General features: G+C 75.2%; 16 protein-coding genes. 11 read left to right on the top strand and 5 right to left on the bottom strand.

Features of this window, described 5'->3' with window-relative positions; genetic code table 11:
* The 5 genes from ACH4UK_RS20685 (at nucleotide 1) to ACH4UK_RS20665 (ending at nucleotide 8,128) form a co-directional block, all read left to right on the top strand.
* Nucleotides 1-2,190: a bifunctional serine/threonine-protein kinase/ABC transporter substrate-binding protein gene (locus tag ACH4UK_RS20685; RefSeq protein WP_398358212.1), complete on the top strand. Its 2,190-nt coding sequence runs from the start codon at nucleotides 1-3 to the stop codon at nucleotides 2,188-2,190.
* Between the two features lies 1 nt (nucleotide 2,191).
* Nucleotides 2,192-4,555, top strand: a complete 2,364-nt coding sequence (locus ACH4UK_RS20680) for a bifunctional serine/threonine-protein kinase/ABC transporter substrate-binding protein (RefSeq protein WP_398358210.1) — start codon at nucleotides 2,192-2,194, stop codon at nucleotides 4,553-4,555.
* Between the two features lie 307 nt (nucleotides 4,556-4,862).
* Nucleotides 4,863-5,891: an L-threonine 3-dehydrogenase gene (gene tdh / locus ACH4UK_RS20675; protein WP_398358209.1), complete on the top strand. Its 1,029-nt coding sequence runs from the start codon at nucleotides 4,863-4,865 to the stop codon at nucleotides 5,889-5,891.
* A 73-nt stretch (nucleotides 5,892-5,964) separates the two neighbouring features.
* Nucleotides 5,965-7,158 carry a glycine C-acetyltransferase gene (locus ACH4UK_RS20670; RefSeq protein ID WP_398358207.1) on the top strand — a complete coding sequence of 398 codons (1,194 nt, stop codon included), beginning with the start codon at nucleotides 5,965-5,967 and terminating at the stop codon, nucleotides 7,156-7,158.
* 46 nt (nucleotides 7,159-7,204) lie between these two features.
* Nucleotides 7,205-8,128, top strand: a complete 924-nt coding sequence (locus ACH4UK_RS20665; protein ID WP_398358205.1) for a LysR family transcriptional regulator — start codon at nucleotides 7,205-7,207, stop codon at nucleotides 8,126-8,128.
* 117 nt (nucleotides 8,129-8,245) lie between these two features.
* Here ACH4UK_RS20665 and ACH4UK_RS20660 read toward each other — a convergent pair whose 3' ends face one another.
* The 3 genes from ACH4UK_RS20660 to ACH4UK_RS20650 form a co-directional block, all read right to left on the bottom strand.
* On the bottom strand, nucleotides 8,246-9,517 hold the full coding sequence (locus ACH4UK_RS20660) for a low temperature requirement protein A (RefSeq protein ID WP_398358203.1): 1,272 nt from the start codon (nucleotides 9,515-9,517) through the stop codon (nucleotides 8,246-8,248).
* 243 nt (nucleotides 9,518-9,760) lie between these two features.
* Nucleotides 9,761-12,415 (bottom strand): FtsX-like permease family protein, encoded by a 2,655-nt coding sequence (locus ACH4UK_RS20655; protein ID WP_398358201.1) that lies wholly within the window; start codon nucleotides 12,413-12,415, stop codon nucleotides 9,761-9,763.
* Nucleotides 12,412-13,110, bottom strand: coding sequence for an ABC transporter ATP-binding protein (locus ACH4UK_RS20650; protein WP_398358532.1), 699 nt, complete (start codon nucleotides 13,108-13,110; stop codon nucleotides 12,412-12,414). Before ACH4UK_RS20650 ends, ACH4UK_RS20655 begins: the two co-directional genes overlap by 4 nt.
* A gap of 179 nt (nucleotides 13,111-13,289) precedes the next feature.
* On the opposite strand from ACH4UK_RS20650, the gene ACH4UK_RS20645 reads away from it, so the two are divergent.
* Together ACH4UK_RS20645 and ACH4UK_RS20640 are read left to right on the top strand one after the other, a co-directional pair.
* Nucleotides 13,290-14,519, top strand: a complete 1,230-nt coding sequence (locus tag ACH4UK_RS20645) for a histidine kinase (RefSeq protein WP_398358199.1) — start codon at nucleotides 13,290-13,292, stop codon at nucleotides 14,517-14,519.
* Nucleotides 14,507-15,166 carry a LuxR C-terminal-related transcriptional regulator gene (locus ACH4UK_RS20640; RefSeq protein ID WP_398358197.1) on the top strand — a complete coding sequence of 220 codons (660 nt, stop codon included), beginning with the start codon at nucleotides 14,507-14,509 and terminating at the stop codon, nucleotides 15,164-15,166. Before ACH4UK_RS20645 ends, ACH4UK_RS20640 begins: the two co-directional genes overlap by 13 nt.
* A 16-nt stretch (nucleotides 15,167-15,182) precedes the next feature.
* Here the strand turns inward: ACH4UK_RS20640 and ACH4UK_RS20635 are convergent, their stop codons facing one another.
* On the bottom strand, nucleotides 15,183-15,575 hold the full coding sequence (locus ACH4UK_RS20635; protein ID WP_398358196.1) for a VOC family protein: 393 nt from the start codon (nucleotides 15,573-15,575) through the stop codon (nucleotides 15,183-15,185).
* 75 nt (nucleotides 15,576-15,650) lie between these two features.
* Here ACH4UK_RS20635 and ACH4UK_RS20630 point away from each other — a divergent pair, with 75 nt between their 5' ends.
* The 3 genes from ACH4UK_RS20630 to ACH4UK_RS20620 all read left to right on the top strand — a co-directional run bounded on the left by ACH4UK_RS20630 (nucleotide 15,651) and on the right by ACH4UK_RS20620 (nucleotide 18,235).
* Nucleotides 15,651-16,361: a nucleoside/nucleotide kinase family protein gene (locus tag ACH4UK_RS20630; RefSeq protein WP_398358194.1), complete on the top strand. Its 711-nt coding sequence runs from the start codon at nucleotides 15,651-15,653 to the stop codon at nucleotides 16,359-16,361.
* 285 nt (nucleotides 16,362-16,646) lie between these two features.
* The gene (locus tag ACH4UK_RS20625; RefSeq protein ID WP_398358192.1) at nucleotides 16,647-17,795 is read left to right on the top strand and encodes a M24 family metallopeptidase; all 1,149 of its coding nucleotides are present in this window, start codon (nucleotides 16,647-16,649) and stop codon (nucleotides 17,793-17,795) included.
* Nucleotides 17,796-17,848: 53 nt separating this feature from the next.
* Nucleotides 17,849-18,235, top strand: a complete 387-nt coding sequence (locus tag ACH4UK_RS20620; protein ID WP_398358191.1) for a hypothetical protein — start codon at nucleotides 17,849-17,851, stop codon at nucleotides 18,233-18,235.
* A gap of 55 nt (nucleotides 18,236-18,290) precedes the next feature.
* On the opposite strand, the gene treZ is transcribed toward ACH4UK_RS20620, so the two are convergent.
* A complete protein-coding gene (gene treZ, locus ACH4UK_RS20615) occupies nucleotides 18,291-20,051 on the bottom strand; it encodes a malto-oligosyltrehalose trehalohydrolase (protein WP_398358189.1) in 1,761 nt (586 codons plus the stop codon).
* Nucleotides 20,052-20,264: 213 nt separating this feature from the next.
* Here treZ and ACH4UK_RS20610 point away from each other — a divergent pair, with 213 nt between their 5' ends.
* The gene (locus ACH4UK_RS20610; protein ID WP_398358188.1) at nucleotides 20,265-21,659 is read left to right on the top strand and encodes a GH1 family beta-glucosidase; all 1,395 of its coding nucleotides are present in this window, start codon (nucleotides 20,265-20,267) and stop codon (nucleotides 21,657-21,659) included.
* The last annotated feature ends 5 nt before the right edge of the window (nucleotides 21,660-21,664 follow it).

Here is a 21,664-nt window from a genome sequence, read left to right as displayed (position 1 = left end):
ATGGACGACCTGCGACCCACCGACCCCGTCCGCATCGGCGGCCACCGGCTCCTCGGCCGCCTGGGAGCGGGCGGCATGGGCGTCGTCTACCTCGGACGCACCGACGCCGGAGCGCTCGCCGCGATCAAAGTGATCCTTCCCGAGCACGCCGGCGACGAGGACTTCCGGACCCGCTTCCGCCGCGAGGCCGAGGCCGCCCGCCAGGTCGACAGCCCCTGGGCCGTGTCGGTCACCGGTGCCGACACCGAGGCGGAACGCCCGTGGCTCGCCACGGAGTTCGTCCCCGGGCCGACGCTCTTCGACGTCGTCGCCCGGCGCGGGCCGCTGCCCGTGCGCAGCGTCACGGTCCTCGGCCGGCTGCTCGCCCGCGCCCTGGCCGCCGTGCACACCGCCGGGCTCGTCCACCGCGACGTCAAACCGGGCAACGTCCTGCTGGCGGCCGGCGGCCCCCGGCTGATCGACTTCGGGATCGCCCGCGCCGCCGACGCCACCGCCCTGACCGCCACCGGACTCGTCGTCGGCACCCCCGGCTTCCTCCCGCCCGAGCAGGCGTCCGGGAACACCGCCGGGCCCGTCGGGGACGCCTTCTCGCTCGGCTGCCTCCTCGCGTACGCGGCCACCGGCCGGCCGCCCTTCGGCAGCGGCGCGGTCGACGCCGTCCTCTACCGCACCGTGCACGACGCCCCCGACCTCGACGGCATCGACGACACCCAGCTGCGCGCGCTGCTGGACCGGTGCCTGGCCAAGGACCCCGGTGAGCGTCCGACCGCCGCCGACCTCGACGCCCTGATCACCGAGGACGTACCGGCCGGAGCCACCGCCGACTGGCTGCCCGAGGACGTCGTCCGGATCATCGCGGACCGGTCCGCCGCCCTGCTGGCCCTGCCCGACATCGACGCCACCGTCGCCGAGGAGCCCGGCCCGCCGGATCCCGCCCCCGGCCGACGGCGGTTCCTGCTGTTCGCCGCCGGCGGCGCGGTGGCCCTCGGCGCGGGCGCCGTCGCCGCCGTACGCCTCACCCGCGACGAGCCCGGTGGCGGCGGCGGGGACGGAGCCCCCGGCGGGCGTCGCTGGATCATCGGCGTGCACGCCGACCTGACGGGACCCCTGAGCGCCGCCGGACGGGCCCAGGAACGCGGCGTCCGGCTCGCCGTCGACCGCTTCAACTCCCTCGACGACCAGCCCTTCCGGCTGGCCGTGAAGGTCCTCGACGACCAGGGCGACGCCGACCGCTCCACCCGGGTCGCCGAGGAGTTCGCCCGCGACCCGGAGGTCCTCGCGGTCATCGGCCCCACCGGCGACGAGGCGGCCGGGGCGGCACTGCCCGCCTACGACGAGGCCGTGCTGCCGGTCCTGGCGGTGTCGGCCCTCCAGATCGCCTTCCCGAAACGGGCCAACGGAGCCTTCTTCCAGGCCGCCCCCTCCTACGCCTCGCTCTCCGTCCCCATCGTCAACCGTCTCCTGCTGCGCCCCGACGTCGAGCGGCTGGGCATCCTGATCGACCGGTCCGGCGGGCAGGCGGCCTACCAGGCGGGCTACGCGACCAACATGATGACGCCCAACCTCACGACCGGCACCACCCACCCGCGCGTGGTGCCCGCCGGGACGAGCGTCTTCGACCCGGTCGTCACCGATCTCCTCTCCCACCGCAGCGACGCCCTCTTCTACGCGGGCGACGCGGCCGGCGCCGCCCGGGTCGCCCGCATCCTGGCCGACCTCTCCTTCGACGGACCGCGCATGGCCCAGCACACCGTCATGGGGCCGGAGTTCCTGGAGCTGGCGGGCGCGGCGGCCGACGGCTGGGAGTTCGTCGCCCCGTTCACCGACGAGACCGCTCCGGCCGCCGCGACGTTCGCCGCCGCCCACCGCAAACGCTTCGGCGCCCCGCCCGCCGCCTGGTCGGCCGAGGCGTACGACGCGGCGGGACTCGTCGCCCGCGAACTGGCGGCCCTCGTCGAGGCCCTCGCCAAGGAGGCGAAGGCGAGCGCCACGCCCTCCGGCGACGGCGGGCCCACCCGGTCCGCGCTCACCACCGCGATCGCCGCCGCCCGGTACGACGGGATCTCCCGCTCCTACGCGTTCGACGAGGAGCGCCAGCACCTCGTGGGCCAGGACGCCCATCTGTACCGGGTGGAGGACGGCCGCCACCGCTATCTCGGCCCGGCCCCGAAGCCGAAGCCGAAGAGCTGACGTGCGGCCCCTCACCTCCGAGGACCCCCGCACCGTCGGCCCGTACCGCATCCTCGTCCGGCTCGGCGCGGGTGGCATGGGCGTGGTCTACCTGGCGCGCTCGGCGGGCGGGGCGCTCGCCGCCGTCAAGGTGATCCGGGCCGAGCACGCCGCCGACCCCGGCTTCCGGGCCCGCTTCCGGCGCGAGGCCGAGGCCGCCGCCCGGATCACCGGCCCGTGGGTCGTCCCCGTGCTCGGCGCGGACACCGAGGCCCACGAGCCGTGGCTGGCGACCGCCTTCGTCCCCGGGCCCTCGCTGGCCGAGGTGGTGGGCGCCGGCGGCGCGCTGCCCACGACCACCGTCCGGGCGCTCGGGAACCGGCTCGCCGAAGCCCTCGCCGCGGTCCACGAGGCCGGGCTGATCCACCGCGACGTCAAACCCGGCAACGTCCTCCTCGCCCTGGACGGCCCCCGCCTCATCGACTTCGGGATCGCCCGCCACGAGGGCGCCACCGCGCTGACCACCACCGGCGCGGTGATCGGGACGCCCGGCTACCTGGCCCCCGAGCAGGCGTCGGCCGGACCGCTGGGCCCGCCGTGCGACGTGTTCTCGCTCGGCTGCGTCCTCGTGTACGCGGCGACCGGGCGCCCGCCGTTCGGCGGGGGCGGCGGGGCGGGCGCCCTGTTCCGCACGATCCACGAGGAGGCGGACCTGACGGGCGTGGAGCCCGGCCTGGCACCCCTGATCACCGCCTGCCTGGCCAAGGACCCGTCCGCCCGCCCGACCGCGACCCGGGTCCGCGAAGCGCTGTCCGCGGAGCGGGCCACGGGCGGGCCGGGGGAGCGGGGGGCGGCCCCGGGCGGGTCCGGGGGGCTGGGGGTGGACTCCGGGTGGGTGGCGGGCTCGGGTGAGTCTTCCGGGCGGGGCCGGGCGTCGGACTCCGCCGAGTCCTCCGGTCGGGGCCGGGTGAGGGACCCGCGTGAGGCCCCGGGGCGGTGGGGGGCTCCGGACCCCGGGGAGACTCCCCGTACCGCCCCCGCGCCCGACCTCTGGCAGATGCCCGCCGGGCTTCCCGCGCTGATCGCCGAGCGGTCCGCGGCAGCCCTCGCGCTGCCGGACCCCGAGCCGCTTCCCACGACGTTCGCCCCGGCCGGAGACGGGGACCGAACCGCGTCCGGTCCCACCCGCCGGAGGCTGCTGACCGCAGGGGCGGCCGGGGCCGTCCTCCTCGCCGGCGGCTCCACCGCGACCTGGCTCGCCCTGCGGGGGCGCGGTGCGGGGGCGGGCGGCCCGTCGGCGGGCTCCGAGGAGCCGCCCACGTACACCATCGGGCTCCACGCCGACCTCGCCGGACCCGGCCGGGCCACCGGGCTGGCCCACCAGCGCGGCGCCCAGCTCGCCGTCACCGACCACAACTCCCGTAAGGACAAGGCGTTCCGGCTCGCCCTGCGCACCGAGGACGACGCCGGGGACCCGGCGGCGGCGCTCCGGGCGGCCGGGCGGCTGGCGGCGGACCCCGCGGTCATCGCGGTTCTCGGCCCCACCGGAGACCTGCTGCGCGAGGACGTCGTCCAGCGGTACGGCACGGCGCGGCTGGCCACCGTCGTCGTCGCGGCGGGCTCCACCACCGTCGAGACCGGCACCGGCCTCCAGCTCTGCCTGACCCGCCCCCTGGACCGGGTGCTCGCGGCCGGCCTCATCAGCTACCTGACCCGCACCAGCCCCGCCACCCGCATCCTGCTCGTCGAGGACGCCGCCGATCCCGGGCTCGCAGGGGAGGTCGGGGGCACGTTCCGCCAGGCCTCCCTCACCGACGCCACCCTCCTCGAGCACCCCCTGTCCCGGGGCGGGGCGGGCTTCGGACCGGCCGCCCGGAAGGCCGTGACCAGCAGGGCGGACGCCGTCGTGCTCGCCGGCGGCGACCCGGCCCGCGCCGCCCGCCTGGCCACCGCACTGGCCGGCGAGGGCTTCACCGGCACCCGGGTCGCCGTCGGACCCGCCCTCGGGCCCGCCTTCCTCGACGGGGCGGACGAGGCCGCCGACGGCTGGGTCTTCGCCGAGGCGTACGCCGACCCCGGGGCCCTCCCGTCGGCCAAGGCGTTCACCGCCGCCCACCGCAAGCGCTTCGGCGCGCCCCCGGCCACCTGGTCCGCCGAGGCGTACGACGCGGTCGGCCTGATCGCCCGCGCCGCCGGGACCACCAGCGCCTCGGGGGAGGTGCGCAGCGGCATCGCCCAGCGGCTCGTGCGGACCGAGCACCGGGGGATCGTGCGCACCCTCGCCTTCGACGCCTCCACCCGCCAGGTCCGGATCGAGGACGGGATCTACCTCTACCGGATCGAGAAGGGCCGCCCCCGCTTCCTGGGCCCGTACAGCGAGGTGTAGCCGCCCCGGCGCGGGCCCGGCGCGGCCCCGGTGAGGGCAGCGGGCGGTGAAGCCACGGCCAGGTGTGAAGATCTTCTGCGGCGGCGCTTAAGAAATCCTCGATGGACCCGGGACCCCGCCGTACGGCAGCCTTCTCCATGACGGCCGGGGACGGCGCGTGGAGCCTTACGAGATGCTCCGTCCCGTCCCGCCGAACCCCCACCATGGGGGGTGACCCCCCGAAAACCACCCCGGGCCGCAGGGTTCCTCCGACATGCCCCCAGGCCCGGGGTATCCACTCGCGTACCGACGTCAGGGAGCCGCAGCCGTGAAGGCACTCGTCAAGCAGAAGGCCGAACCCGGACTGTGGCTGATGGACGTGCCGGAGCCGGAGTACGGCCCCACCGACGTCCTGATCAAGGTCCTGCGCACCGGCATCTGCGGCACCGACCTGCACATCCGCGCCTATGACGGCTGGGCCCAGCAGGCGGTCACCACCCCGCTCGTCCTCGGCCACGAGTTCGTCGGCGAGGTCGCGGCGCTCGGCTCGGACGTCGTGGACATCGCGGTCGGCGACCTGGTCAGCGGCGAGGGCCACCTCGTCTGCGGCAAGTGCCGCAACTGTCTCGCCGGCCGCCGCCACCTCTGCCGTTCCACCGTCGGCCTCGGCGTCGGCCGGGACGGCGCGTTCGCCGAGTACGTCGCGCTGCCCGCCTCCAACGTGTGGGTGCACCGGACCCCCGTCGACCTCGACATCGCGGCGATCTTCGACCCGTTCGGCAACGCCGTGCACACGGCCCTGTCCTTCCCGCTGGTCGGCGAGGACGTCCTGATCACCGGCGCCGGACCGATCGGCATCATGGCCGCCGCCGTCGCCAAGCACGCCGGCGCCCGCAACGTCGTCATCACCGACGTCAGCGAGGCCCGCCTCGCGCTCGCCCGCAAGGTCGGCGTCAGCCTGGCCCTGAACGTCGCGGACCGCACCATCGCGGACGGGCAGCGGGATCTCGGCCTGCGCGAGGGCTTCGACATCGGCCTGGAGATGTCCGGCCGCCCCGAGGCGATGCGCGACATGGTCGCGAACATGACGCACGGCGGCCGGATCGCCATGCTCGGCCTGCCCGCCGAGGAGTTCGCCGTCGACTGGTCCCGCATCGTCACCTCGATGATCACCATCAAGGGGATCTACGGCCGTGAGATGTACGAGACCTGGTACGCCATGTCCGTCCTGCTGGAGGGCGGCCTGGACCTCGCCCCCGTGATCACCGGCCGGTACGGCTACCGCGACTTCGAGGCGGCCTTCGACGACGCCGCGAGCGGCCTCGGCGGCAAGGTCATCCTCGACTGGACCGTCTGACCTTCCGGGCCGGCTTCCGGGCCGGCCTTCGAGCCGACCTTTCGAACCCCTTCCTGACCCTTAAGGAATCCGCATGTTCGACTCCGTACGCGACGATCTGCGCACCACCCTCGACGAGATCCGCGCCGCCGGGCTGCACAAGCCCGAGCGCGTGATCGGCACCCCGCAGTCCGCGACCGTGGCCGTGACCTCCGGCGGGCGCGCCGGCGAGGTCCTCAATTTCTGCGCCAACAACTACCTGGGCCTCGCCGACCACCCCGAGGTGATCGCCGCCGCCCACCAGGCGCTGGACCGCTGGGGCTACGGTCTCGCCTCGGTCCGCTTCATCTGCGGCACCCAGGAGGTCCACAAGGAGCTGGAGCAGCGGCTCTCGGCCTTCCTCGGCCAGGAGGACACGATCCTCTACTCCTCCTGCTTCGACGCCAACGGCGGAGTCTTCGAGACGCTGCTGGGCCCCGAGGACGCGGTCATCTCCGACGCGCTCAACCACGCCTCCATCATCGACGGCATCCGGCTCTCCAAGGCGAAGCGCCACCGTTACGCCAACCGCGACATGGCCGACCTGGAGCAGCAGCTCAAGGAGGCGTCCGGGGCCCGCCGCCGCCTCATCGTCACCGACGGCGTCTTCTCCATGGACGGCTACGTCGCCCCGCTCCAGGAGATCTGCGACCTGGCCGACCGCTACGACGCCATGGTCATGGTCGACGACTCGCACGCCGTCGGCTTCGTCGGCCCCGGCGGACGCGGCACGCCCGAACTGCACGGCGTCATGGACCGGGTCGACATCATCACCGGCACCCTCGGCAAGGCGCTGGGCGGAGCCTCCGGCGGTTACGTCGCGGCCCGCGCGGAGATCGTCGCCCTGCTGCGCCAGCGCTCGCGCCCCTACCTTTTCTCCAACTCGCTCGCCCCGGTCATCGCCGCCGCCTCCCTCAAGGTCATCGACCTGCTGGAGTCCGCCGGTGACCTGCGCGACCAGCTCAACGCCAACACCGCGCTCTTCCGCACCCGGATGACCGAGGAGGGCTTCGACATCCTGCCCGGCGACCACGCCATCGCCCCCGTCATGATCGGGGACGCGGGCAAGGCGGGCCGGATGGCGGAACTGCTCCTGGAACGCGGGGTGTACGTGATCGGCTTCTCCTACCCGGTCGTCCCGCAGGACGCGGCCCGTATCCGTGTCCAGCTCTCCGCCGCGCACTCCACCGCCGACGTGAACCGCGCCGTGGACGCGTTCGTCGACGCTCGGGCGGCCCTGGAGGCGTAAAACGCACCAGGTCGGGGTCTTGGCCGCGACCTGGGACAATGGGCACATGATCGATGCGCGGCGGCTGCGAATCCTCCGTGCGGTGGCCGACCACCGCACCGTGACCGCGGCCGCCGCCGCCTTGTACCTGACGCCCTCCGCCGTCTCCCAGCAGCTCGCGGCCCTGGAGCAGGAGACCGGCCACCGCCTCGTCGAACGCGGCGCGCGCGGCGCCCGGCTCACCGCCGCCGGGGAGATCCTGCTGAGCCACACCAACGTGGTCCTGGCCCAGCTGGAGCGGGCGGAGGCGGAGCTCGCCGACTACAGCGCGGGCGTCGCCGGTACGGTCACGGTCGCCGCGTTCGCCACCGGCATCGGCCTCGTCCTCGCCCCCGCCCTCATCGAGCTGGCCCGCACCGCGCCCGGCATCCGGGTCAAGGTCCAGGACGCGGAGGGCGACGCGAGCGTCCCGATGGTGCTGGACCGGCAGGTCGACGTGGCGGTGGCCGTCGAGTACCGGGGCGCGCCCGCCGAGGACGACCGCCGGCTGACCCGCGTCCCCCTGTACTCGGAGCCGTTCGACGCGGTGCTCCCGGTGGGCCACCGCCTCGCGGACCAGGCGCAGGTGGCGGTCGCCGACCTCGCGAAGGACCCGTGGATCGGGCCCTACCCGGGCAACCCCTGCCATGACGTGGTGGTCCTGGCCTGCGAGTTCGCCGGATTCGCCCCCCGCCTCGAACACTCCTCGGACGACTTCCGCGCCGTGGTCTCCCTGGCCGGGGCGGACGCCGGGGTGGCTCTGGTGCCCCGGTCCGCTCTGCGCGGGATGGAGCTGACCGGGGTGGTTGTCCGCCCGGTCGAGGGCAGCGCCCCCACCCGCCGGGTCTTCGCGGCCGTACGCCAGGGGGCCGAGGGCCATCCGCTGATCCGGCCGGTGCTGGACGCGATGGAGGCGGTGGCCGTACGGGAAGCGGGTCTGGCGCGGGCGTGACGACCACTGCGGCCGGGCGATTCCCGGGCAGGAGGTCCCCGATCGGATGACTCCAGCTCGCGCGATTCCTGCTCGCGCGTTTCCCGGTCGGATGATTCCCGGGCAGTCGATCTCCCGTCAGACGATGCGGGTCCCTCGCCTGATCCTTCGCCGCCGCCCGGACGGTGGTGCTCCGGGCGGCCCCGGGTTGTAGGCGATCTGCCAGCAGACCAGCGCCACCAGGATCCAGATCGTGGCCCAGGCCGGCAGCCGCACCCCGAGCGGGGCGAGCGCGGCGGCCCCGGCCACGCAGGGCAGCGCCCAGCCCAGCAGCCAGATGCGGTCGGACCGGTCCGCGAGCGGCAGTGCCGCGACCAGCCCGGCCGCGAAGTACCCGGCCATCGCCCCGCACAGCAGCCAGTGCTGGCCCTTCGGCAGGACGTCGTCGACGTGCGTGACCGCCGAGCCCAGCGCGGTGGCCAACGCGACCAGGAAGCCGGTCATCACGGCGTGCAGCAGCATCGCCAGTCTCGGGGCGAGCGCGTCCTTGCGCAGATGGGGGATCCCGTTGGTGCCGTAGAGCAGGCTCAGCGTGCAGATCGCGGCCAGCAGCCCGAAGGCCCCGAGACCGGTGGCCGCCAACGGCCGGTCCCAGTCGTCGCGCTCGGACGCCGCGTCGATGATCTGGATGACGCCCTCGCCCAGCACGATGATCACGTACAGCCCGAGCCGTTCGCCCATGTGCGCGGCGTCGACGCGCGACTCGCTGAGCCGGGGCGGCGCGGGGGCGGTGGAGTGCGCGGGGCCCGGCGGCGGGCGGTCGTCGCGGCGGCGCGCGGCCCGTTCGTTCGCGCGCCGCAGGGTGCGGTCGCGGGTGGAGATCAGGAGAGTGACGATGTCCAGCGCGATGCCGAGGGCCCAGAGCCAGTAGCGCAGCGGCGTCTCCACGAAGAGGGAGACGAGCCAGGGCACCGCGCCCGCCCCGAACTGGGCCAGCGGCCAGTCCACGACGATGCTTCCGCGCTGCCAGATCCGGCCCGCCTGGAGGCGCAGCGCGACGTACGCGATGACGAAGGCGACCGCGTGGCTCGTCCGGACCGTGTGCACGGAGGCCGCCATCACCGCCATGCCGAACATCGCGATGAGCAGGGTGCGGACCCGGGTCGCGGAGGCCGCGATGTCCCCGTAGACGGCGAACCCCGCCCAGGTGGTCCAGAAGGCCAGGTAGAGGACCCCGTACAGGGCGAGATCCACCAGGTGCGGGCCGTCGTGCAGCAGATGGGCCAGCTGTCCGGCCCCGGCGACGACGACGAGGTCGAAGAACAGCTCGTTCCAGCCGGCGTGCCGCTCGGCGGGTGCTGCGGGGGCCGCCCCTCCGGCCTGGGAGGCGGCGCTCTCCGTGGACTCCATGGACCCATGGTCATCGGAGGCCGCCGGGCCGCGCCTCGGCAGTGGGCCGAATGGCGAGGCGGGCGGCGGGGAGGGCGGTGGGCAGGGCCGGGGCCTGGTCCGGTCCTGCCCTCAGGCCCTCAGGCCCTCAGGCCCTCAGGCCCTCAGGCCCTCAGGCCCTCAGGCCCTCAGGCCCTCGGCCTCTCCGCCTTTCCCCGCCCGGGGGCCTCTCACCCCCTCCGCCTTTCCCCGCCCCGGGGCCCCTCACCCCCTCCGCCGATCACCCCGCCCGGCGCGTCCCAACACGAAGCGTCCCCCGGCCACCCCCGGGACCAGCGTCCCCGCCGCCGCGGCGAGCGTCACCGCGCCCGCGATCACCCCGTACTGGACCGGCGGGAGATACGGCGCCGTGCCCGCCACCGCGACGGCGAACGCGGTCAGCGGGACCGCTGCCACCGCCGTGCCGATCACCAGCCCGGCGACCGTCACCAGGCCGGTCTCCAGCACCAGCATCCGCCGAAGCTGCCGGCGGCCCGTGCCGACCATCCGCAGCAGCCGGAACTCGCCCCGGCGGCCGACCGTGATCAGCGCCAGCGTGCTCACCACGGCCAGCAGCGCGAAGCCGCCGATCACCCCGACGCCGATGACGATCACGGCGTTGTCCCGGTCCGAGACGGGCGGGCTGATCCTCACGTCGTCGGCCGTCGCGGCCCGCACCGTCACCCCGCCGCCGTACGGAGCCAGCGCCTCCCGCACCCCGGCCGCGGCCTTCCCGTCGCTCCCGGCCCCGGCCCCGGTCCGGATCAGGACAGCCTGGTCCCGTGCGGCCGTGACATGGCCCGCCAGCGCCTCGTGCGGGAAGAGGAACTCGCCCAGACCCAGCCCGTGTTCGTACACCGCGACGACCCGCGGCTCCACCCGGGTGCCGTCACCGAGCCGCAGCGCCACCCGGTCCCCGGGGCCGACGTCCAGGCTCTTCGCCCGGTCCGTCCCGACCGCGACCGCGTCCCGGCCCGTGAGCCGGTCCAGGTCGCCCGCCGTGACCCGGGGGTCGAGCGTGCCGGACAGCCCGCTCGCGTGCACGCCCAGCACGGGCAGGCGGCTGAGCACCGGCTCGCCGGCCTCCCGGTCGGCCAGGACGACCGCCGAGCGCAGCACCCCGGTCGCCGCCGTGACCCCCGGCGCCTCCCGCACCGCCCGTACCGCTCCGGCCGGCAGACCCGCACCGCCCGCCGTCGCCACCAGGTCCGCCCGCAGTGCGGCGGATGCCTGCCGGTCGGAGGCCCGCTCCAGCGTCGACCCCGACGCCAGCTGTACGCAGACGAACGCGACCACCAGCACGATCGGGGTGAACGCGGCGGCCAGCCGCCGTGTGTGCGCCGCGGCCGCCCGCTCGGCCAGGAAGCCCGACACCCCGCCCGCCCGGCGCACCGGTCGGCCCAGCACGCCCAGGGCGATCCGCGCGATCCGGGGCCCCAGCAGGGCGACCGCGATCACCAGCGACATCGCTGCCCCCGAGGCGGCGACGCCCGCCGCCTGACCGCTCTGCGCCGCCGCCACCCCCGCCGAGCTGACGCCCGCGAAGGCCAGCACCGCGCCCGCGACCGTACGGAACCGGCCCGGCCCGCTCGGTTCGTCCGCCGTCGCCGCACCCAGCGCGGCGGCGGGCCGCAGCCGGGTGATGCCCCGGGCGGCGAGCATCGCGACCGGCCGCGCGAGCAGCGCGACCAGCAGCCCGCCGGCCAGGGCCGCGGCGGGCGGCAGCCACCACGGCACCGGCAGCGGGAGGGTCCCCGTCGTCAGCAGGGAACGCATCGCCAGACCCAGCGGTACGGCCCCGATGCCGCCCAGCAGCGCGGCCGCCGCGGACACCCGGCCCGCCTCCCGGCCGATCGCGGACCGCAGTTGGCGGGGTGAGGCCCCGACCGCCCGCAGCAGCGCCAGCTCTCCGGACCGCTGGTGGATCGCCTGGGACAGCGTCGAGGCGATCACCAGGAGCGCCACCATCAGCACGGTGCCGCCGATCGAACCGAGCAGGGCCAGCTGGTCCGCGCGTCCGCCGAGCGCGTCCACGTGCTCGGCCTCCCCGCGCTCCGCACCCGTCAGCACCCGCACACCCCGGTCGGCACCCGCGACGCCCGAACGCTCGGGCAGGACCGCGCCGATCGCCTCGTGCAGCGCCTCCCGGGGGACGCCCGGCTCCACGACCACGCCGATCGCGTCGATCCGGCCCGGGTGACCGGCCAGGGCGGTCAGCCGGGGCTCGGTGAAGAACACGGCCGGGGGACCGTCGCCGCCGTGCCCGGTGCGGGCGATGCCGCTGACGGTGTACGTCCGGGCGGCTCCGTCGGCCCGCAGCACCACCCGATCGCCCGGGGCGGGGCCGCCGGCCGCGAGCGCGCCGTCCAGGACGACCTCGGTCGCGTCCCCGGGGGCCCGCCCGTCGGACAGTTCGTACCGGGTGAGCACGGCGGACGGCCAGGAGCGGCCCACCGCCGGCCGCCCGTCGCCGGTGGCAACCGGCACGGAGTCGTCCGCGACGGCCCGCGCCACCCCGTCGGCCCCGGCCACCGCGGCCAGCACCGACCGGTCCAGGCGGGCCCGCTCGGGGAGGTACGCCGTCGCGGTCCGCGGTTCGCCGCCCCAGGGCTTCGCGGTGTACGACACCTTCTGGTCCGCCGCCACCACCGCGTCGGCCCCGGCGTACCGCTGCACCGGCGGCGCGGCCACCAGCAGCGAGCCGATGACGAACGCGAACGCGCCGACCAGCGCCGCGGCCGCGCCGGTCGCCACGACCACCGCCGCCCAGGCCCGCCGGTGCGTGGCCAGCGACCGCCGGGCCAGGAACGCGGCGGCCCGCCGCGACCCCTGCCGTACGCCCAGCGCCTCCCGCGCCGCCGTGTTCGTACGCCGCCTCATCGCAGCCGACCGCCGTCCATCGTCAGCACGGTGTCCGCCCAGCTCGCCGCCACCGGGTCATGCGTGACCATCACGACCGTGCGGCCCTCGATCCGCACGGCATCCCGCAACAGGGTCAGGACCAGCGCCGCGGACTCCGGGTCGAGGGAGGCCGTCGGCTCGTCCGCGAAGATCACCTCGGGCTCCGTCACCAGCGCCCGCGCCACCGCCACCCGCTGCTGCTGACCGCCCGACAGCGTCGCGGGGCCGTCGCCGCCGCGCCCCGCGAGACCGACCCGGGCCAGCAACTCCCGCCCGCGCGCCAGCACATCGGGGCCGCCCGGATCCGCACCGCCCAGCACCAGCGGCAGCACCACGTTCTCCTCGATGGACAGCGACGGCACCAGGTTGAGCGCGTGCGACTGGAAGACGAACCCGATCCGGTCCCGGCGCAACCGGGTCAGCGCCGCCTCCGAGAGCGACCCGAGATCGGTGCCGCCGATCCGCACCGTCCCCGAGGTCGGCCGGTCCAGGCCCGCCGCGACCTGGAGGAAAGTGCTCTTGCCCGAACCCGAGGGACCCACCACCGCGGTGAAGCTGCCGGCCGGGACCGCGCAGCTGACCGCGTCCAGCGCCGTCGTCGTCCGGCCGCTACCACGCCGCCCGTAGCTCCGGCTCACCTCCACCAGACCGAGCGCGGTCACCTGTTCCACCATCGTCGTGCGCACTGTTCGCCTCCACCGTCCCCGTACCGTTCGACCTGCTCAAACGCTAGGAGCCGGGGCGCGGGCGGGCGAGGGTGGCCACTCCCGGACCGGGGGTGGACCCAGCTCCACCCCCGGCCGGGGGCGGGCCCCCCTCCGGCGGTGGACCCGCCCCCGTAACGTGAGCTGCCATGAGCTCCCCACCCGCCCCTCTCACGGTGGCCGTACGGCGTTCCTGGGACGCCTCGCTCTACCTCTTCCTCGGTATCGGGGTCGCGATGCTGACCTACGTCGGCGGGTTCCTGGTGGTGGCGACCCTCCTGTTCGCCGTTGTGATCATCGGGCTGCCCGCGCTGCCGGAGGCCGCCGCGCTGCTGCGCCGGGCCGCCGCGGCGGAGAGCCGCAGGGCGGCGGCCCGCCTCGGGCCCGGCCACCGTCCCGCGTCGTATCCGTCCCTGGACGGCGGCGAGTTGTCCGAACGTGTCCGTCGGACGCTCACCGACCGGACCACCTGGCGTCTCGCGCTGTGGCTGCCGCTCCAGACGCTCTTCGGGATGGGGCTCGGCTACCTCGCGATGGTCCTGTGGCCCGTCGCCCTGCTGGTGGACGGGGTCGCGCTGTCCGTCGTGGGCCAGGTGGACCGGCGGCGGGCCGACGAGTACGGGACCGAGCCGCCCGAGCGGCCCGGCTGGGCGCTGCGCTGGCACCCGGTGCTGGCCGATCTCTCGGCGGGCTGGACGCTCGCCCTGCTCGCCCCGCCGCCCGCCGCCGAGCTCACCGAGCGGATCGCCCACCTCACCGAGAGCCGGGCCGGCGCGGTCGCCGCGCACGGGGCCGAACTCAGGCGCATCGAACGGGATCTGCACGACGGGGCCCAGGCCAGGATCGTCGCCCTGTCGATGCGGATCGGGCTCGCCCGACAGCTCCTGGACCGCGACCCGGCCGCCGCGCGGGCCCGCCTGGACGAGGCGCAGGACGGGGCGGACGCCGCGCTCGCCGAGCTGCGGCACGTGGTGCGCGGCATCCATCCGCCGGTGCTCACCGACCGCGGACTGGCCGGTGCGGTACGGGCGTTGGCCGCCGACGTCGCCGTACCCGTCACGGCGGAGCTGGACGGGGTGGAGGACGGACGGCGGCTGCCCGCCGCGATCGAGGCCGCCGCCTACTTCGTGGTGGCCGAGGCGCTCACCAACATCAGCAAGCACAGCGGCGCCACCGCCGCCCGGGTCCGTATCGACCGGGGCCCCGGCCTGCTGCGGGTGATCATCGGCGACGATGGTCACGGCGGCGCGGACGAACGCGCCGGCAGCGGGCTGGTGGGCATCCGGCGGCGGGTCGCCGCGCTGGACGGCGCCACCCGCGTCAGCAGCCCCGCCGGGGGGCCGACGGACATCGAAGTGGAGCTGCCGTGCGGATCGTGATCGCCGAGGACAACGCCCTGCTGCGGGAGGGCCTCGTCCTCCTGCTCACCAGCTCCGGGCACGAGGTGGTGGCCGACGCGGCGGCCGGCCCGGAGATCCTGCCCGCCCTGCTCGCACACCGCCCGGACGTCGCCGTCCTGGACGTACGGCTCCCGCCCACCTTCCGCGACGAGGGCCTGCGGGCCGCGCTCGCCGCCCGCGCCGAACTGCCCGACCTGCCGATCCTGGTCCTCTCGCAGTACGTCGAGGAGACGTACGCCGCCGAGTTGCTCGCCCGGGGCGCCCGGGGCATCGGCTATCTGCTCAAGGACCGGGTGGGCCGGGTCGAGCAGTTCCTGGAGGCGCTGGAGCGGGTCGCGGCGGGCGGCACCGCGCTCGACCCGGAAGTGGTCTCCCAGCTCCTGACCCGCAGGTCGACGGCGGGCCCGCTCCAGAGCCTCACCGCCCGCGAGCGCGAGGTCCTGGAGCACATGGCCCAGGGCAAGGCCAACGCCACCATCGCCGCCGACCTCACCGTCTCCGAGAGGGCGGTGAGCAAGCACATCGGCTCGATCTTCGCCAAGCTCGGCCTGGAGCCGGACGACGGCACCGTCCACCGCCGCGTCCTCGCGGTGCTGGCCCATCTGGAGGGCCGGGGCGGGTACTGAGCGCGGCCACGCAGGGTCAGCCGGCCGGTTGCAGCAGGTCCCAGCGGTTGCCGTAGAGGTCCTCGAAGACCGCGACCGAGCCGTACGTCTCGTGCCGGGGCTCCTCCAGGAAGCGCACCCCGGCCGCGCTCATCCGGGCGTGGTCGGCCGCGAAGTCCTCGGTGTGCAGGAAGAAGCCGACCCGGCCGCCCGTCTGCGCCCCGACGGCCGCGGCCTGCGCCTCGTCCTTCGCGCGGGCCAGCAGCAGCCCCGTGCCGGGAGCCGCGCCGCGCGGGCGCACCACCACCCAGCGGGTGCCGTCGCCCCGGTCGGTGTCCTCCACCGCCTCGAAGCCGAGCGCGTCGCGGTAGAACGCGAGCGCCTCGTCGTAGTCGCGGACGACCAGGGTGACCAGGGCCAGACGGGACATGGCGGGGGAGTCCTTCCATCGATGAGTTATACGTAACACTAACGCCGGGGCTCCCCGCCGCCGCACAATGCCCGCATGGACATCGTGGACGGCACGACCACCGGCGGCCCGGCCGCGCTGACGGACCGCGCCCGCGCGCTCGCGGACGCCGGCCGGCGGCGCATCCTCGGGATCGCCGGCCCGCCCGGGGTGGGGAAGTCCACTCTGGCGGACCAGCTGGTCGCGGCCCTGGACGGACGCGCCGCCCTCGTCCCGATGGACGGCTTCCACCTCGCCGCCGCCGAGCTGGACCGCCTGGGCCGCGCCGACCGCAAGGGCGCGCCCGACACCTTCGACGCGGCCGGGTACGCGGCGCTGCTGCGCCGGCTGCGCGATCCCGACCCGGTGCACGCGGTCTACGCCCCGGCCTTCGACCGGTTCCTGGAGGAGCCGGTCGCCGGTTCGCTGCCGGTGCCGCCGGACGTCCCGCTCGTCGTGACCGAGGGCAACTACCTGCTGCTCGACGACGGGCCCTGGGCGCAGGTGCGCGGGCTGCTGGACGAGGTGTGGTTCCTGGACCTCGACCCGGAGGTCCGGGTGCGCCGGCTCGTCGACCGCCATGTGCGCCACGGCCGGGACCGGCCCGGCGCTCAGGAGTGGGTGGCCCGGTCCGACGAGGCGAACGCCCGGCTGGTGGAGCGGGGCCGGGACCGGGCGGACCTGATCGTGCGGCTCCCGACGGCCGACCGCCGCCGGCCCCGGCCGACACGCGGCGGTGGGGCCGGGCGTGTACCCCCGGGGGTCTGACACGCGGCGGCGGGGCCGGTCGCGTGCGCCCGGGGGTCTGACATGCGGGGGCGGAGCTGGTCGCGTACCCCCGGAGGTCTGACACGTGGCGGGAGGCCGGTCGCCTACCCCCGGGGGTCCGAAACGTGGCGGCGGGGCCGGTCGCGTACCCCCGGAGGCCTGACACGAGACGGCGGGGCCGGTCGCGTACCCCCCGAGATCTGACACGCGGCGGGAAGCCGGTCGCGTACGTCCCGTCGGGCGGGCAGGATGCTGTGTGCCGTGTCGCACCGCCAGGAGGTCTTGATGTCCAGCCCGAGTCCGTCCGCCCAGCAGTCCGTCCCGCCCGTGCCCTTCACCGCCGACGACTACCGGGCGCGGATGGCGCGCGCCGCCGAGTCCGCCGCCGAGGCCGGGCTCGCCGGGGTGATCGTCGCGCCGGGTCCCGACCTCGTCCACCTCACCGGCTACCGCCCCGTGAGCACCGAACGCCTCACGCTCCTCGTGTTGCGGGCCGGCCAGGACCCGGTGCTGGTGGTGCCGACCCTGGAGGCCCCCGACGCGGCCGCCGCCACCGGCGCGCCCGCCCTCACCCTGCGGGACTGGACCGACGGCAAGGACCCGTACGCGGTGACCGCCCCGCTGCTGGAGGAGCGGGGCCGCTTCGGCGTCAGCGACAACGCCTGGGCGATGCATCTGCTCGGCCTCCAGCGGGAGCTGCCCGGCACCTCCTACACCGCGCTCACCGAGGCGCTCCCGATGCTCCGCGCGGTGAAGGACGCGGCCGAACTGGAACGGCTCACCGCCGCCGGGGCCGCCGCCGACGCCACGTACGAGGAGATCCTCAAGGTGCGCTTCTCCGGCCGCCGGGAGGTCGACGTGGCCATCGATCTGGCCGCGCTGCTGCGGGAGTTCGGCCACTCCCAGGTGGACTTCACCGTCGTGGGATCCGGCCCCAACGGGGCCAACCCGCACCACGAGGCGGGCGAACGCACCATCGAGCGCGGCGACATGGTCGTCCTCGACTTCGGCGGCCTGAAGCACGGCTACGGCTCCGACACCTCCCGTACGGTCCACGTCGGCGAACCCACCGCCGAGGAGCAGCGGGTCCACGACATCGTCCGCGAGGCCCAGCAGGCGGGCTGCGCCGCCGTCCGGCCCGGCGTCGCCTGCCAGGAGATCGACCGGGCCGCCCGCGCGGTGATCACCGAGTTCGGCTACGGCGACCGGTTCATCCACCGCACCGGCCACGGCATCGGCGTCACCACCCACGAGCCGCCCTACATGATCGAGGGCGAGGAGCAGCCGCTCGTCCCCGGCATGTGCTTCTCCGTGGAGCCGGGCATCTACCTCCCGGGCCGCTTCGGCGTCCGGATCGAGGACATCGTGGCGGTCACCGAGGACGGCGGACGGCGGCTCAACACCACCGCCCGCGAACTGGCCGTCGTGGAGTAGCGGGACCCGGCGGGGTGCCACCATGGAGTCCCGAATCCGAAGGAGTGCCGCCCGTGCGACTGGTCTCCGACCCCGCGTGTGACGAAGTGGATCTCCAGGCTTCGGCGGAGGAACTGGCCGACCTGGCAGCAGCGGTGAGCGAGGGCGACGGGTTCATCGGCGCCACGCGGTCGCCGGGCGGCCACACCCTGGCAGGCATCGAGGCCAGGAAGGCTCCGGGCGCCGGCGTCCGGATCGAACTCGACACCGCGCGCCAGGTCCTGGTGATCAGCGGCGGCCCTGAAGCCAGGGCGATCCTGGCGGACAATCTGAAGGCCATGGCCACCGCGGAGGACGGCGGACACCTCCACGTCGACTACTTCCCCGAACACCCCTATCTCGTCGAAGGATCGGTGCCGATCGTGGTCAACAGCCCCCACGGAGGCATGCCGACCCGGTGAACGGTCCGGCGCGAGGCGCGGCCGGACCCGACCGTGATCAGCCCGGCGGCCGGGCTCAGTCGTCCGCCAGCACCACGCACGACTCCGGCGGCAGATGCAGCACCCCGTCCGCCCCCGGCGCCTCCACCGGCTCCCAGGCCGCCAACACCCGCCCACCGGTGCGCCGGTGGCGTCCGGAGCCCAGCGGAATGGCGGCCGGCCGGTCCGCCAGGTTCACCGCGATCCGCAGATCGCCCCTGCGGTACGCCAGCCAGCGCGCGTCCTCGTCGAACGCCGTCTTCACCGACGCCAGGTCGGGATCGTGGAGGTCGGGCAACGTACGCCGCAGCGCGATCAGTTGGCGGTACCAGGCGAGCAGCCGCGCGTGCGGCTCGCGCTCCGGCTCGGTCCAGTCGAGGACCGAGCGGTCCCGGGTGGCGGGGTCCTGCGGGTCGGGGATCTCCTCCTCGGCCCAGCCGTGCGCCCCGAACTCCCGCCGCCTGCCGTTGCGTACGGCCTCGGCCAGCTCCGGGTCCGTGTGGTCGGTGAAGAACTGCCAGGGGGTGCGCGCCCCCCACTCCTCGCCCATGAACAGCATCGGGGTGAAGGGGCCGGTCAGCACGAGCGCGGCGGCGCACGCCTGGAGGCCGGGGGAGAGGGACGCGGCGAGCCGGTCGCCGAGCGCGCGGTTGCCGATCTGGTCGTGGGTCTGCGCGTACCCGACGAAGCGGTGGGCCGGGCTGCGCGTCACGTCGACCGGACGGCCGTGGGTGCGGCCCCGGAAGCTGGAGAAGGTCCCGTTGTGGAAGAACGCCGACGTCACCGTCTTGGCGAGGGCCCCCAGCGGGGCGCGGGCGAAGTCGGCGTAGTAGCCCTGCGACTCGCCGGTGAGCGCGGTGTGCAGGGCGTGGTGGAAGTCGTCGTTCCACTGGGCGTGCAGCCCGAGGCCGCCCGCCGTGCGCGGGGTGGTGGTGCGCGGGTCGCAGAGGTCGGACTCGGCGATCAGCCCGAGCGGCCTGCCCGCTTCGACGGCCAGCGCGTCGACCGCGGCCGACAGCTCCTCCAGGAAGGTGAGCGCCCGGGTGTCGGCGAGCGCGTGCACCGCGTCGAGGCGCAACCCGTCCAGCCGGTAGTCGCGCAGCCAGGCCAGCGCGCTGCCCAGCAGGAAGGCCCGCACCTCGTCGGAGCCGGGCGCGTCCAGGTTGACCGCCGCGCCCCACGGGGTGTGGTGGGTGTCGGTGAAGTACGGACCGAAGGCGGGCAGGTGGTTGCCGGACGGGCCCAGATGGTTGTGGACCACGTCCAGGACCACCCCCAGCCCCAGCCCGTGCGCCGTGTCGACCAAGCGCTTCAGCCCCTCCGGGCCGCCGTACGGCTCGTGGACCGCCCACAGCGAGACGCCCTCGTACCCCCAGCCGTTCACGCCCGGGAACGGGCAGAGCGGCATCAGCGACACATGGGTGACGCCCAGCTCCGCCAGATGGCCCAGCCGCGCCGCCGCCGCGTCGAAGGTGCCCTCGGCGGTGTACGTCCCCACGTGCAGCTCGTACAGCACCGCCCGGTTCAGCCGCCGCCCCGCCCACCCGTTGCGCCAGGCGTACGCCTCCTGGTCGACGACCGCGCTCGGGCCGTCGGGCCCGTCCGGCTGACGCCGCGAACGGGGGTCCGGCAGCAGCGGCCCGTCGTCCAGCCGGAACCCGTACCGGTCCCCGTCAACGGCCTCCGCCTCGGCCGTCCACCACCCCTCGCGCCCCGTATCGCGCTCCATCGGGGACCGGACGTCCGCCGCCTCCAGCACGACCGAGTCCGCATCGGGGGCCCACACCTCGAACTGCATCCACCACTCCTCGTCCCTGGGCGGGGCGCGCGGTCGCCCGCGGCGGGCTCCACGATCCACGCGACAGGCTCTGTTGCCGCCCGCCACCGGCGATTAAGGTCTGGTCCTGATCATTGCCCGGCGAGGCGCCCGCTCATACGGATTGCGCTCACACGTACTGGTTCTGCTGACGCGTACCGGTCCTGCTCACACGTACGGCTGCTGGAGGCCGCCATGACCCTGCCGATGTTCCCGCCCGGCTTCCTCTGGGGAGCCTCCTCCTCCGCCTTCCAGACCGAGGGGGCGGTGGACGCGGACGGCAAGGGCCCCTCCGGCTGGGACGCCTTCGCCGCGCTGCCCGGCCGGATCAAGGACGGCACCGACACCACCCGGGGCACCGGCTTCCACGCCCGCTACCGCGAGGACGTCGCCCTGCTGGCCGGCCTCGGCGTCGACGCCTTCCGGTTCTCCGTCAGCTGGCCGCGCGTGGTGCCCGGCGGCAGCGGAGCGGTCAACGCCGACGGGCTCGACTTCTACGACCGGCTCGTCGACGAGCTCTGCGCCCGGGGCATCACCCCCGCCCCCACCCTCTACCACTGGGACACCCCGCTCCCGCTGGAGGAGGCGGGCGGCTGGCTCGACCGGGACACCGCCCACCGCTTCGCCGAGTACGCGGGCATCGTCGCCGAACGCCTCGCCGACCGCGTCCCCATGTGGATCACGATCAACGAGCCCGCCGAGGTCACGATGCTCGGCTACGCGCTGGGCGAGCACGCCCCCGGCCGCACCCTGCTCTTCGACGCCCTGCCCGCCGCCCACCACCAGCTCCTCGCCCACGGCCTCGCGGTCCGCGCCCTGCGCGCGGCGGGCGCCGACAACATCGGCGTCGCGCTCTCCCACGCCCCGGTGTGGACGGCCGGGGACGGCGACGAGGACCGCTTCGGCGCGGAGCTGTACGACACGCTCACCAACTGGCTGTTCGCCGAGCCGATCCTCACCGGCCGCTACCCGGACGAGAGCCTCGCCGCCCTGATGCCGGGACCGGTCGCCGACGACCTGAAGGTCATCTCCACCCCGCTCGACTGGTACGGCGTCAACTACTACAACCCCACCCTCGTCGGAGCGCCCAGGCCGGAGGCACTGGAGACCTTCTCCGGCTTCACGATGCCCGCCGGACTCCCCTTCGGCATCAGGGAGATCGAGGGGTACGAGAAGACCGGCTTCGGCTGGCCCGTCGTCCCCGAGGGGCTGACCGAGATCGTCACAGCGCTCCACACCCGCTACGGCGACCGCCTCCCGCCGCTGTACATCACCGAGAACGGCTGCGCCCTGGAGGAACCCCACGCGGACGACCGCCGCATCGCCTACCTGGAGAGCCACCTGGCGGCCCTGCGCGCCGCGATGGACGCCGGGGTGGACGTACGCGGCTACTTCACCTGGTCGCTCACCGACAACGTCGAGTGGACCGAGGGCGCGTCCCAGCGGTTCGGCCTGGTCCACATCGACTACGAGACCCTCGCCCGTACGCCGAAGGCCTCGTACGCCTGGTACCGCGACCAGATCCGGGCCCAGAAGCAGCAGAAGCGGAACAAGCCGGTCGAAGGGGCTTTCGCGACACCCTCCGAGTGATCGAT

This window comes from Streptomyces sp. NPDC020884 (assembly GCF_044333935.1).
Lineage (GTDB): Bacteria > Actinomycetota > Actinomycetes > Streptomycetales > Streptomycetaceae > Streptomyces.
The sequence above is the reverse complement of the archived record's forward strand: the minus strand, read 5'-3'. Positions and strand labels throughout refer to the sequence as shown.

Bases quoted from the DNA above. Each gene is read 5' to 3' on its own strand.
- ACH4UK_RS20685 (WP_398358212.1), top strand. From the start codon at position 1: ATGGACGACCTGCGACCCACCGACCCCGTCCGCATCGGCGGCCACCGG.
- ACH4UK_RS20670 (WP_398358207.1), top strand. From the start codon at position 5,965: ATGTTCGACTCCGTACGCGACGATCTGCGCACCACCCTCGACGAGATC.
- ACH4UK_RS20665 (WP_398358205.1), top strand. From the start codon at position 7,205: ATGATCGATGCGCGGCGGCTGCGAATCCTCCGTGCGGTGGCCGACCAC.
- ACH4UK_RS20660 (WP_398358203.1), bottom strand. From the start codon at position 9,517: ATGGAGTCCACGGAGAGCGCCGCCTCCCAGGCCGGAGGGGCGGCCCCC.
- ACH4UK_RS20655 (WP_398358201.1), bottom strand. From the start codon at position 12,415: ATGAGGCGGCGTACGAACACGGCGGCGCGGGAGGCGCTGGGCGTACGG.
- ACH4UK_RS20650 (WP_398358532.1), bottom strand. From the start codon at position 13,110: ATGGTGGAACAGGTGACCGCGCTCGGTCTGGTGGAGGTGAGCCGGAGC.
- ACH4UK_RS20645 (WP_398358199.1), top strand. From the start codon at position 13,290: ATGAGCTCCCCACCCGCCCCTCTCACGGTGGCCGTACGGCGTTCCTGG.
- ACH4UK_RS20635 (WP_398358196.1), bottom strand. From the start codon at position 15,575: ATGTCCCGTCTGGCCCTGGTCACCCTGGTCGTCCGCGACTACGACGAG.
- ACH4UK_RS20630 (WP_398358194.1), top strand. From the start codon at position 15,651: ATGGACATCGTGGACGGCACGACCACCGGCGGCCCGGCCGCGCTGACG.
- ACH4UK_RS20625 (WP_398358192.1), top strand. From the start codon at position 16,647: ATGTCCAGCCCGAGTCCGTCCGCCCAGCAGTCCGTCCCGCCCGTGCCC.
- treZ (WP_398358189.1), bottom strand. From the start codon at position 20,051: ATGCAGTTCGAGGTGTGGGCCCCCGATGCGGACTCGGTCGTGCTGGAG.
- ACH4UK_RS20610 (WP_398358188.1), top strand. From the start codon at position 20,265: ATGACCCTGCCGATGTTCCCGCCCGGCTTCCTCTGGGGAGCCTCCTCC.